13 protein-coding genes are annotated in these 11,943 nt (G+C 67.0%); 8 read left to right on the forward strand and 5 right to left on the reverse strand.

All coding sequences use genetic code 11. The features are described from left to right. Positions 1-56: 56 nt before the first annotated feature. A complete protein-coding gene (locus tag BMZ21_RS25425) occupies positions 57-866 on the reverse strand; it encodes a YggS family pyridoxal phosphate-dependent enzyme (RefSeq protein WP_091841769.1) in 810 nt (269 codons plus the stop codon). A gap of 503 nt (positions 867-1,369) precedes the next feature. Between BMZ21_RS25425 and BMZ21_RS25430 the strand changes: the two genes are divergently transcribed. The 3 genes from BMZ21_RS25430 to BMZ21_RS25440 are packed head-to-tail and all read left to right on the forward strand — an operon-like array spanning position 1,370 to position 3,584. Beyond that, a complete protein-coding gene (locus tag BMZ21_RS25430) occupies positions 1,370-1,846 on the forward strand; it encodes a hypothetical protein (protein WP_091841772.1) in 477 nt (158 codons plus the stop codon). 14 nt (positions 1,847-1,860) lie between these two features. Then, a complete protein-coding gene (locus BMZ21_RS25435) occupies positions 1,861-2,499 on the forward strand; it encodes a L,D-transpeptidase (RefSeq protein ID WP_244544003.1) in 639 nt (212 codons plus the stop codon). 44 nt (positions 2,500-2,543) lie between these two features. Beyond that, the gene (locus BMZ21_RS25440; protein WP_091841416.1) at positions 2,544-3,584 is read left to right on the forward strand and encodes an amino acid ABC transporter substrate-binding protein; all 1,041 of its coding nucleotides are present in this window, start codon (positions 2,544-2,546) and stop codon (positions 3,582-3,584) included. 17 nt (positions 3,585-3,601) lie between these two features. Here the strand turns inward: BMZ21_RS25440 and BMZ21_RS25445 are convergent, their stop codons facing one another. Genes BMZ21_RS25445 through BMZ21_RS25455 form a run of 3 tightly spaced genes read right to left on the reverse strand, consistent with a single transcriptional unit; the run spans position 3,602 to position 5,607 of the window. Then, positions 3,602-4,297: an urease accessory protein UreF gene (locus tag BMZ21_RS25445; RefSeq protein WP_091841418.1), complete on the reverse strand. Its 696-nt coding sequence runs from the start codon at positions 4,295-4,297 to the stop codon at positions 3,602-3,604. Positions 4,298-4,300: 3 nt separating this feature from the next. After that, positions 4,301-4,951: an urease accessory protein UreG gene (gene ureG / locus BMZ21_RS25450; protein WP_091841420.1), complete on the reverse strand. Its 651-nt coding sequence runs from the start codon at positions 4,949-4,951 to the stop codon at positions 4,301-4,303. Positions 4,952-5,010: 59 nt separating this feature from the next. Beyond that, the gene (locus BMZ21_RS25455; protein WP_091841422.1) at positions 5,011-5,607 is read right to left on the reverse strand and encodes an urease accessory protein UreE; all 597 of its coding nucleotides are present in this window, start codon (positions 5,605-5,607) and stop codon (positions 5,011-5,013) included. Positions 5,608-5,847: 240 nt separating this feature from the next. On the opposite strand from BMZ21_RS25455, the gene BMZ21_RS25460 reads away from it, so the two are divergent. The 5 genes from BMZ21_RS25460 (at position 5,848) to BMZ21_RS25480 (ending at position 10,004) form a co-directional block, all read left to right on the forward strand. Further along, entirely contained in the window at positions 5,848-6,753 is a 906-nt protein-coding gene (locus tag BMZ21_RS25460; protein ID WP_091841425.1) for an urease accessory protein UreD, read from the forward strand. A 30-nt stretch (positions 6,754-6,783) separates the two neighbouring features. Beyond that, positions 6,784-7,086: an urease subunit gamma gene (gene ureA / locus BMZ21_RS25465; RefSeq protein ID WP_091841427.1), complete on the forward strand. Its 303-nt coding sequence runs from the start codon at positions 6,784-6,786 to the stop codon at positions 7,084-7,086. 9 nt (positions 7,087-7,095) lie between these two features. Next, a complete protein-coding gene (locus BMZ21_RS25470) occupies positions 7,096-7,407 on the forward strand; it encodes an urease subunit beta (protein WP_091841429.1) in 312 nt (103 codons plus the stop codon). Between the two features lies 1 nt (position 7,408). After that, the gene (gene ureC / locus BMZ21_RS25475) at positions 7,409-9,112 is read left to right on the forward strand and encodes an urease subunit alpha (protein WP_091841432.1); all 1,704 of its coding nucleotides are present in this window, start codon (positions 7,409-7,411) and stop codon (positions 9,110-9,112) included. Positions 9,113-9,422: 310 nt separating this feature from the next. Next, positions 9,423-10,004 (forward strand): TetR/AcrR family transcriptional regulator, encoded by a 582-nt coding sequence (locus BMZ21_RS25480; protein WP_167561751.1) that lies wholly within the window; start codon positions 9,423-9,425, stop codon positions 10,002-10,004. A 141-nt stretch (positions 10,005-10,145) separates the two neighbouring features. On the opposite strand, the gene BMZ21_RS25485 is transcribed toward BMZ21_RS25480, so the two are convergent. Next, complete coding sequence (locus BMZ21_RS25485) at positions 10,146-11,771, reverse strand: GMC family oxidoreductase (RefSeq protein ID WP_244544004.1); 1,626 nt, start codon at positions 11,769-11,771, stop codon at positions 10,146-10,148. Positions 11,772-11,943 lie beyond the last annotated feature (172 nt).

Genomic DNA, 11,943 nt, shown 5'->3' on the forward strand with positions numbered 1-11,943 from the left:
CTGGTCGTCCTGGCGGGAAGCCCGCCGTACTTAGCGGCCGGGATTCATGCGACAGGTCAGCCGGGCTTCGCGAAGCCCGGCCAGTAATGCCCGTCCGGCGTGGGGCGCTTGCCGAAGATTGCCTGGCCGACCCGGACCACGGTCGCCCCTTCTTCGATCGCTTCCTCGAAATCGCCGGTCATGCCCATGGACAGGCCGGTCAGGCCGGGATGGCGCGAGAGCGCGTCGTTTCGCAGGCGGCGTAGCAAGGCAAAGCAGGGGCGGACCCGCGCCATGTCGGAGCTGAACAGCGCGAGCGTCATCAGGCCGCGTGGCTTCAGCCGCGGGAATTGCCCGAGCCGGTCGACGAAGGGCAGCAGCGCATCCGGATGCAGGCCGAATTTGCTGTCCTCGTCGGAGGTGTTGACCTGCACGTAGACGTCGAGGCTGCGACCCTCGCGCCCGAGCTGCCGGTCGAGCAGTTCGGCGAGCTTCAGGCTGTCGAGCGCATGGAACTCCCGGGCGAAGCGGGTGAGGTACTTGACCTTGTTGCTCTGGAGATGGCCGACGATGCTCCAGTCGATGGCAAGATCACCCAGCGCCTCGCGCTTGCCCATCGCCTCCTGGATCTTGTTTTCGCCGAAGGCGGTGATCCCCGCCGCGAAGGCGCAGCGCAGGACCTGCGCCGGCACGGTCTTGGTGATCGGCAGCAATCGAACCGAGGCGCGGTCCCGCCCGGCGCGCGCGCAGGCTCGGGCGATGCGCTCCTCGACGCCGGCGAGATTCGCTCGGAACGTGCCGGCAGGATCGCTGCCGAAGCGCTCGATATCCGCGGCGGAGAGAGACGCGTCGTCAGCGCGCTCGTCGTTCCGGTCGGGCTGGTCGATGTCTGCGGCCGTCAACGATTCCAAGTCCTGTCGGGGCCGCTGGGGGCGGTCTCAAATCGGCATAGGTAGAGCGTCATCGGCTACACATGCGGCTGGTCCAGTTGTGATGGAAGCATGGAGCTGGCCCGGACAGAACGTCCAGTTAGGCACTATCAAGTTGGGCCAGTTGACGATGTCTGCGTGATGTCGCCAGACCGTCTTCATGCGTTGCCCTATCGCTTCGCTGGAGCTGGCGCCCGGCAGCCGATCGTCGCGGTTCATTCGGTTGCTGGCGGATGGGTTGATCGCGGCAGCCTTTGCGGTTCTCATGCGTTTCCCGGGTCGCTTTCGGGACGGCTGGATGATCGATGCAGTGCTTGCCGGGCGTCCCGATAGTCCAGGCTCCGCGGTCGTCCGGGACCGGACGAGCATAAGGGGGCCGAGACGGCAGCGCGGCATGGCCCATCGTGCTGCAAGGAGGGGGAGGAACGATGACGATCGAACTCGGACATGCTCGAGATACGATGCGGCGATCCGCGGGCGCCGTGGCATGCGGCATCGCGTTGCCGCTCCTTTTGGCTGGCTGCGGTGGCGGCGAGGGATTGTCGTCGCCGTCCTCGGGCAGTGCGGCGAGCGCGCCGGCTCCGGCCGGGATCTCGCGCGATGCCCTGGTCGGGCGCTGGGGTGTCGCCTCCTTTCATACGGAAAAGGACCGCAAGCGCACGGAAGCCGAGGCGCGGGCACAGTGCAAGCAGCCCTATGTCATTGCGCAGGGCCCGGGCGACGGCGTGATGATGCACGCTGCCGACGATCCCAAGCTCTATGAGCTCAGGCTGAAGGCCGGAGCGGGCGGCAAGACCTATCTCGGCTTCGAGGCGCCGGCCGGCGATCCGCAGGACCGCGAGCTGCTGTCGGTGAAGCCGAAGGAATTCGTGGCGCGCTTCGTCGATCCCGATGTGCATGCCCGCTACGGCACCTTCATCTACAGCCGCTGCGGCTGAACGGAGGCGATAAGATGAGAGAGATCATTCGCGCCGCCCTGCATGGCCTGATCGTCTCCGGACTGGGGCTGGCGCCGGTTCTTACCCTGCCGGGCGTCGCGGCGGCGCAGCCACGCCCGCCGGCGGCGCTGCAGGAGACGATGGACATCGGCGACGAGCCCGGCCGCGTCTCGACCGAGGAGGTCAGCATCACCGAGGGCCCCTATGCCCGCCAGATGGTGCTGTTCCGCTCGAACGAGGCGCCCGGCACCGTGGTGATCCATTCGGCCGAGCGCTTCCTCTATGTGGTGCAGGGCAATGGCCGGGCCCTGCGCTACGGCATCGGCGTCGGCCGCGAGGGCTTCACCTGGTCAGGCCAGGTCCAGGTCAGCCGCAAGGCGGAATGGCCGGACTGGCGCCCGCCGCCGGAGATGCTGCAGCGCCAGCCCTATCTGCCGCGCTTCATGGCCGGCGGTCCAGGCAATCCGATGGGATCGCGCGCGCTCTATCTCGGCTCGACCGTCTTCCGCATCCACGGCACCAACCAGCCGGAGACGATCGGCCAGGCGATCTCGTCTGGCTGCTTCCGGCTCGCCAATGGCGACATCGCCGACCTCTACGAGCGCGTGCCGCTCGGTACCAAGGTCGTCATCCGCCACAAGGCAACGCTATGACCGACCCCGCCGCTTCCGCCGACCTGCAGAAGGAACGGACAGACATGTCGAAGGTCTCCTGGTCGAACGCCTCCTGGCTTGCCCGCAGCGGTCTTTGCCTCGCCGCCCTTGTCGGCTTCGCACTTCCTGCTGTTGCCGGCACGCTCGACACCGTGAAGCAGCGCGGCACGCTGCAATGCGGCGTCAGCGAAGGGGTGGTCGGCTTTTCGGAGAAGGATGCCCAGGGTTCCTGGCGTGGCTTCGACGTCGATTTCTGTCGCGCCGTCGCGGCGGTCGTGCTCGGCGATGCCGGCAAGGTCGCCTTCACCCCGCTGTCGGCGAGCCAGCGCTTCGATGCGCTGAAGGCCGGCACGGTCGACCTCCTGGCGCGCAACTCGACCTGGACGCTCGGGCGCGAGGCCGAGCTCGGGCTGGCATTCGCCGGCATCACCTATCACGACGGCCAGGGATTCCTGGCGAAGCGCGCGCTCAAGGTCGATTCAGCCCTGTCGCTCGACAAGGCGAAGATCTGCGTCGAGGCCGGCACCACGACGCAGCTCAACCTCGCCGATTTCTTCAAGGCCAACTCGATGACCTATGAGGAGAAGGTCCATCCGAGTGCTGCCGAGGCCTTCGCCGCCTTCGAGGGCGGGCAGTGCGACGTCCTGACCCGCGACCAGTCGGCGCTGCATGGCGAGCGGCTCAGGCTGGCCAAGCCGGCAGAGGCGATCGTGCTGCCGGACGTGATCTCGAAGGAACCGCTCGGGCCGGTGGTGCGCAGCGACGACTTCCCCTGGTTCACGGTGGTGAAATGGGTGAACTTCGCGCTGGTCAATGCCGAGGAACTCGGCGTCTCCGCTGCCAATCTCGACGATGCCCTCAAGTCGCAGAAGCCCGACGTGCGTCGCTTCACCGGGGCGGAGGGCGGCTTCGGCAAGGCGCTCGGCGTCGAGGCCGACTGGGCGGTCCGCGCCGTCAAGGCGGGCGGGAACTATGCCGAGATCTACGAACGCAATCTTGGCACCGGCTCGAAGCTCGGCATCCCGCGCGGGCTCAATCAGCTCTGGAACATGGGCGGCGTGCTCTACGCCCCGCCGCTGCGATAGGCGCCGGCCCTCCGCCTTCAGGACTGAAACAGGCGGCTGTACTGCGTCTCGTGCCAGGCGCTCGCCATCGCCAGCGCGGGGGCGAGGTTGCCGACCTCGTCGTCGCGAAGCGCGCGGGCCCGGGCCGCGGCTTCGCCGATGGCGGTGGCGGCCTCGATGAGCAGGCGCTGGCCGGCGGTATGCCCGAGCGGTACCAGCTTGATCGCAGCAGTCACTTGCCCCTCGACATAGACCCAGAGAAATCCCTTCAGGGCCGCTTCCGGGGCGATACGCCAATGCTGGCCGGCCAGGGCGAAGGCGGCGGCGTAGGTCAGCGCGTCGCCGGCATGATGCCGGGCGGCGGGGACGTCGAGATCGGCGAGCAGCCGCAGCAGCGCCTCGCCCTGCCGCTTGTCCTCGCGCTGGAATTCCCGGCTTTCGCGCCCGGCTCCGAGCCAGGCATTGGCCATCAGGAAGCGCTCCTGGTCGCCATTCTCCAGCGCCGTCGCCATGCGCCAGAACAGCGCGCCGTCGAGCTGCGCGACATTGGCCCTGAGCGTGCCGAGGATCCAGTCGCGCGCGCTCGCCTCGTCTGAGACCCAGCAGGCGTGGACGGCCGCTTCGAGCCCGCGCGAATAGGAGAAGCCGCCGACCGGCAGGCCCTGGCTCACCAGGCGCAGCAGATGCAGCGGGAGCGCATCCCGGTCGCCGCCGGAGGTTGGGGCGCCGTCCATCTCTCAGGCCCCGGCCGTGCTGGCCTCGCTGGCGTGCGGCGTCCGCAAGCCGCCATGCGCCACGATGAAATCGACGATCGTGTCGAGGCCCTTGCCGCGCGAGAGATCGGTGAAGCCGAAGGGGCGCTTGCCGCGCATCCGGGCCGCATCCGTCTGCATCACGTCGAGATCGGCGTTCACATAAGGCGCGAGGTCGCTCTTGTTGATCACGAGGAAGTCGGATCGGGTGATGCCAGGCCCGCCCTTGCGGGGGATGTCTTCGCCCTGACACACCGAGATCACATAGAGCGTGAGGTCGGCGAGGTCGGGCGAGAAGGTCGCCGCCAGGTTGTCGCCGCCGGATTCGATGAAGACGATGTCGAGGTCCGGGATCCGCCGGTTGATCTCGGCGATGGCCTGCAGGTTGATCGAAGCATCCTCACGGATCGCCGTATGCGGGCAGCCGCCGGTCTCGACGCCGACGATGCGCTCCTCGGGCAGCGCCTGCCGGCGCACCAGCACCATGGCGTCTTCCTTGGTGTAGATGTCGTTGGTGACGACGGCGATCGAGTAGTCCTCCCGCATCGCCTTGCACAGTTTCTCCGTGAGCATCGTTTTGCCCGAGCCGACGGGGCCGCCGATGCCGATGCGGAGGGGGCCGTTCTTCGAGATCATGAGCGCAGAGCCTCGAGCAATGGATATGGCCGACAGCCTACAGGCTTCCCGCGCGGGATTCAGCCATGACGGTGATCGTGCTTCCCGTCGCCATGGGAATGCCCATGACGATGGGAATGCCCGTGATCGTGATGGTGGTGCCCGTGATCATGCGAGTGGGCGTGGTCATGGCTGTGGCCGTGATCGTGTCCATGGTCATGTGCGTGACTGTGGCCGTGGCCGGAATAGGCGCCGCGCACCGGATCGAAGGGCGCGACGATGTCCTCGACCTCAGCGCCGAGCCCCTGGAGCATGGCCTTGATGACGTGGTCGCGCAGGATCAGGATGCGGTCCGCCGCGATCGCCGCGGCGAGATGGCGGTTGCCGATGTGCCAGGCGAGTTCGGCAAGATGCAGCGGATCGCGGGCCTTGATCGCATAGAGCGGCTCGTCGGCGGCGGCGATCTCGACCAGGCCGCCGCCCTCGATCGCCAGGGCGTCTCCGGCGGACAGCACGACGGTTTCGGGCAGATCGACCAGAACCTTGTCGCCATCGATGGTTTCGATCATGCGCCGGCGCAGATGCCGGGCGTCGTGCTCGAGGACCGCGCGACCAAGCACGGGCTCACCTTGCGCGGCCGCATCAACCGCGCGCCGGATGGCTATGGCTTTCAACATGCTGAACCCCGTTTTCGACGCGGTCCTGCCCGAGCAGGGATCAAAGTCCGAAAACTATCCCAAAGCGAGGCGAGGCGTCAGTATCCGGTTGCAGAACAGCTTCGATCCGGACATTCGTCAACGCTCGATCGAGGATCAATTGCCGAAATTGCTCAAATAATGAGCGAACGATGATAATACAGGCTCTAAATTGCTCTCGGTTGAAGCATGAGGCGGCTTACGCCGGCTGAAGCGCGGTCCATGAACGCAATCGTGCCTACTCGATCCTCCGAACCGGCCCATTCGACCGTGGCTTCGCCGGCTCGCGCCCAGTATGCGGCGCAACCGAGCGCGTGGCCTGCCGAGCTCGAGCTGTGGTTCGCGCTGAATGCCGGCAAGACCCGCCTCGTCCGCCGCCGGCATTTCGGCCCGCTCGTCGTGCAGCGGCCGTTCCACCCGGAGAAGGACGGGACCTGCCATGTCTACCTGCTGCACCCGCCGGGCGGGGTCGCGGGCGGCGACCGCCTCGATCTGCGCTTCCATCTCGACGCCGGAGCGCGCGCGCTGCTGACGACCCCGGGCGCGACGAAATTCTATCGCAGCGAACACAGCGCCAGCATGCAATCGGTCGATGTCGCGATCGGGGCCGGCGGGGTCTGCGAATACCTGCCGCAGGAAACCATCGTCTTCGACGGGGCCGATGCGCGGATCGAGACGAAGGTGTCGCTTGCCGCCGACGCCACCTATGTCGGCTGGGACTTCCTGTGCGTTGGGCGCCCGGCGGCCGGCGAGCGTTTCGAGACGGGGCGCCTTAGCCAGCGCATCGAGATCGTGCGAGATGGCCGGCCGATCTGGTTCGAGCGCCTGGAGCTGCAGGGCGGCTCGCCTTTGCTGGAGGCTGCCTTTTCCCTGGCCCGCCAGCCGAGCTGGGGAACGATGGTCTATGCCGGCACGGTCGCCGAGAATGCGGCGGAGCAGGTGCGGGCCGCGATTGGCGCGGCGGGAGACGGCGTCTTCTGCGTCAGCCAGCTCGAAGAGGCCGTGGTTTGCCGCTATCTCGGGCCACGGGTCGCTGAGGGCAAGGCCTTGTTCGTGCGGGCATGGAACGTGCTTCGGAGCCTGGGGCAGGGCAAGATGGCCGAGGCGCCGCGCATCTGGGCCACCTGAAACGATCGACTGCGAGGATGGGGGAAGGCGATGGAGCTGCTTCCGCGCGAGAAGGACAAGCTTCTGCTCTTTACCGCGGCGCTGCTGGCGGAACGGCGCAAGGCACGCGGCGTCAAGCTGAACTATCCGGAGGCCGTCGCCTATATCTCGGCGGCGATCCTGGAAGGCGCGCGCGACGGGCGTACCGTGGCGGAGCTGATGTCCTATGGCGCGACGCTGCTGACGCGCGAGGACGTCATGGACGGCGTTCCGGAGATGATCCACGACGTGCAGGTCGAAGCGACCTTCCCGGACGGGACCAAGCTGGTCACCGTCCACAACCCGATTCCGTGAGGCGGCGCGATGATCCCGGGCGAGTTCTTCATCGAGGACGGCACGATCGAACTCAATGCCGGCCGCGAGCGGCGATCGATCGAGGTCGCCAATTCCGGCGACCGGCCGATCCAGGTCGGTTCGCACTATCATTTCTACGAGACCAACGCGGCGCTGCAGTTCGAGCGCGAGACGGCCAGGGGCTTCCGGCTCGACATTCCGGCGGGGACAGCGGTCCGTTTCGAGCCGGGACAATCGCGCACGGTCACGCTGGTGGCGCTGGACGGCGACAGGGTGGTCTACGGCTTCAACGCCAGGATCATGGGCAGACTGGAGGCCTGAGATGGTGCGCATCACCCGCGAGAATTACGCCTCGCTCTACGGCCCGACCAAGGGCGACCGGATCCGCCTCGCCGACACCGAGCTCGTGATCGAGATCGAGACTGATCACACGATCTATGGCGAGGAAGTCACTTTCGGCGGCGGCAAGGTCATCCGCGACGGCATGGGCCAGAGCCAGCGCAATGCCGCCGAGGTGCCCGACCTCGTCATCACCAATGCGGTGATCCTCGACCATTGGGGCATCGTGAAGGCCGATGTCGGCATCAAGGATGGGCGCATCGCCGCGATCGGCAAGGCCGGCAATCCCGACATCCAGCCCGGCGTCGACATCGTCATCGGCCCCGGCACCGACGTCATCGCCGGCGAGGGCAAGATCCTGACCGCTGGCGGCGTCGACGCCCATATCCATTTCATCTGTCCGCAGCAGGCGGAGATGGCGCTTACCAGCGGCACGACCACACTCGTCGGCGGTGGCACGGGACCCTCTGTCGGCACGCTCGCCACCACGGTGACGCCGGGACCCTGGTACATCCACCGGATGCTCGAGGCGATCGACGACCTGCCGCTCAATGTCGGCCTGCTCGGCAAGGGCAATGCAAGCCTGCCCGAGCCGTTGCGCGAGCAGGTCCGGGCGGGCGTCATCGGCCTCAAGCTGCACGAGGACTGGGGCACGACTCCGGCGGCGATCGACAATTGTCTTTCCGTCGCCGACGAGATGGACGTTCAGGTCGGGCTGCATTCCGATACGTTGAACGAGAGCGGCTTCGTCGGTGACACCTTCGCGGCGACGAAAGGCCGCGCGATCCATTCCTTCCATACGGAAGGGGCGGGGGGCGGCCATGCGCCGGACATCATCACGGCGGCCGGTCAGGAGAACATCCTGCCCTCTTCGACCAACCCGACCCGGCCCTACACGATCAACACCATCGACGAGCATCTCGACATGCTTATGGTGTGCCACCACCTCAGCCCTGAGATCCCCGAGGACGTCGCCTTCGCCGAATCGCGCATCCGCAAGGAGACGATCGCGGCGGAGGACATCCTGCACGATCTCGGCGCCTTCTCGATGATGTCCTCGGATTCGCAAGCGATGGGACGCATCGGCGAGACGACGCTGCGCTGCTGGCAGACTGCGCACAAGATGAAGGTCCAGCGCGGGCCGCTGCCGGAGGACAGCGCGCGCAACGACAATTTCCGCTGCAAGCGCTATGTCGCCAAATATACGATCAACCCGGCGATCACCCATGGCTTCGCCCATGAGATCGGCTCGGTCGAGACCGGCAAGCGCGCCGACCTCGTGCTGTGGAAGCCGGCCTTCTTCGGCATCAAGCCGTCGCTGGTGCTGGTCGGCGGCATGATCGCCACCGCGCCGATGGGCGATCCGAACGCCTCGATCTCGACGCCGCAGCCGGTCCATTACCGGCCGATGTACGGCGTGCTCGGGCGCGCCCGCGGCAAGACCGGGGTCACCTTCGTCTCGCAGGCGGCGCTCGACGACGGGATCGGCGACAAGCTCGGCCTGAAGAAGCAGCTGGTGGCGGTGAAGGGCACGCGCGGCGTCCGCAAGAAGGACATGATCCACAATGCGCTGACGCCCAAGATCGAGGTCGATCCGCAGAACTACCAGGTGCGCGTCGATGGTGAGCTGATCACCTGCGAGCCCGCGACCTCCCTCCCGATGACGCAGCGCTACTTCCTGTTCTGAGGGGAGGCAGCCGGCACTGAACTCCGCCGTAGCGAGAAGCCTGATCGGCCTGGGACGGGGATGCGCCGTGCCGGGGTGATCCCGGCGAACAACGGAAAGAAGATCGGCGCCGGTGGCGCGCGTGAGCCCGAAACGAACGTTTGACGGGTCGCCTTGATCGGTGCCCCGAGGGGCGATAGTGACGAAAGCCTGCGTCCCGTCGCGGAACGGGCATTCGGCCGGAATGCGGCCGCGCGAGAGCCGAGGGCGCGCGAGGCAGGGCATGAGAGTACGCAGCGCAAGAAGGCCGGCAGGGACCGCGACAGCGCAGGTGACGAAGCCAAGCCCGATGCGCGGCGAGATCGTCGCCGCCGCTGCCGAGATCATCGTCCGCAAGGGCTACGCTGCCTGCACGATGCGGGCGGTGGCGGCGCTGGTCGATATGAAGGCCGGGAGCCTCTACTACCACTTCAAGTCGAAGGACGAGATCGTCGAGGAGATCCTCAACCAGGGCATCGAAACGCTCCATGCCCGGGTCGCGGAGGCGCTCCGCAGCCTGCCGGCCGATGCGCCGTTCGCGGGCCGGCTCTCGGCAGCGGTCGGGGTGCATGTGGCAAGCCTGGTCGGCAAGGACCAGCAGCACATGCACGTCTACGAGCATCTGCCGCCGGTCATCAAACGGCGCAGCCGCAAGATGCGCGAAACCTATACCCGGCTCTGGCTCGATCTCTTCGCCGGCGGCGTCGCCAGTGGCGAGGTCGATGCCGGCATCGACCTGCACCTGCTGGTGCCGTATTTCCTCGGTGGGCTGAACCGCGTGCCGGAATGGATGCGCGCCAGCGGCGCCAGCAGCGACCAGGTCGCGGCACTGGCCGTCACGACCCTGCTCGACGGAATTGGCGCCGGGCGGTAGCGGCTGCGACCAGGCTTGCCTTTGCCGGCGATGGAGGCGATCGCGCGTTCGCAGGCATTGCGATAAGGCAGGGGTCTAGAGCATTTCCGGCGAATGCAGGTTCGCCCTCAAGGCTCTGTCTTTCGTATCCACGCAAAACGGCTACGCACTTTTGCCGGGCTGGCTCGCTGTCATGAGCTGCGCCGCCTTCTCGGCGATCATTACGGCCGGTGCGTGGGTGTTGCCCGAGACGATCGTCGGCATGATCGAGGCGTCGACGACGCGCAGGCCTTCGAGACCGTGCACGCGCAGCTCAGGATCGACCACCGCCATCGCGTCGACGCCCATTTTCGCGGTTCCAACCGGGTGGAAGATGGTGGTGGCGATGTCGCCTGCTGCCTGCGCCAGTTCGGCGGGCTCCTGAACGGCGATGCCGGGCTTGAGCTCTTCCGGCTTGAATGCCTGCATTCGCCTGGTCGCCATCAGGCGCCGCGCCGCGGTGATCGAAGCGGCGGCGACCTCACGATCACTGTCGGCCGAGAGATAATTCGGCGCAATGGTCGGATGCGCGAAGGGATCTGCCGAGACGATCCGGACATGGCCGCGCGAATCCGGCCTGAGATTGCAGACCGAGACCGTGATCGCCGGAAAGGCATCGAGCGGCTGGCCGAAGCGCTCCAATGAGAGCGGCTGGACATGGAATTCGATGTTGGGCGTGGCGAAACGCTCGTCCGAACGCATGAAGATGCCGAGCTGGCTCGGCGCCATCGCCATCGGCCCGGAGCGACGCAGTGCATATTCGAGCGCGATGCCGGCCTTGCCGAACAGGCTCGCCTGCCGCTCGTTCAGCGTCCTCGCGCCGGTGATCCTGAAGACCGTACGGATCTGGAGATGGTCCTGCAGGTTCTCGCCGACGCCGGGCAGCTCGTGCTGGACGGCGATGCCGTGCTGCGACAGCAGCGCTCCCGGCCCGACGCCGGAGAGCTGCAGCAATTGCGGCGTGCCGATCGCGCCGGCCGAGAGGATCAGCTCGCCGGCGGCGTCGATCTGGACGGGCTCCCCCTTCAGGCGCAGCTCGAGACCGCTCGCGCGTTTGCCGGAGAAGACGATGCGCTCGGCCTGCGCCTGCGTCAGCACCGTCAGATTGCTGCGATTGCGCACCGGACTCAGGAAGGCGCGCACCGCGTTGAAGCGGAACCCGGCCTTCTGGTTCACCTCGAAATAGGCCGAGCCGAAATTGTCGCCGGCATTGAAATCGTCGATCTTCGGCACGCCGATCTCCTCGGCGGCCTCGCGGACGGCATCGAGGATCGGCCAGGACAGGCGTTGGCGCTCGACCCGCAGCTCGCCCTCCTGGCCATGGAACGGTCCGGTCAGATTGTGATGCCGCTCGGATTTGCGGAACAGCGGCAGAACCTCGTCCCAACCCCAGCCGGGATTGCCGAGCTGGCGCCAGCCGTCATAGTCGGCCGCCTGGCCGCGCATGTAGATCATGCCGTTGATCGACGAGCAGCCGCCGAGGACCTTGCCGCGCGGATAGGCGAGGACACGCCCGTTGAGACCCTTCTCCTGTGCCGTGCTGTAACCCCAGTCGGTTCTGGGATTGCCCATGCAGTAGAGATAGCCGACCGGGATATGGATCCAGTGGTAATTGTCGGAACCGCCGGCCTCGAGCAGCAGCACGCGCTTGCGGGGATCGGTGCTGAGGCGGTTGGCGAGCACGCAGCCCGCCGAACCCGCGCCGACGATGACATAGTCCCAGGACCCGAGATGGCGACGGATGCTCAAGCGACCTCCGATCGACAATGCTGCCATTGCGCTGCGATCGTCGTAGCAAGATCGATATCGAGCCGGTAGCGCGCATCGCGCAACGTTCCGTCTGGGCGAAAGCGCGCTGCGGATCCTGGGGGCCGGAGAGGATCCGAATCATCGTGGAAGGCGTGCGCGGCGAGACCAGGAG

The organism is Allobosea lupini, from assembly GCF_900109525.1.
Classification (GTDB): domain Bacteria; phylum Pseudomonadota; class Alphaproteobacteria; order Rhizobiales; family Beijerinckiaceae; genus Allobosea; species Allobosea lupini.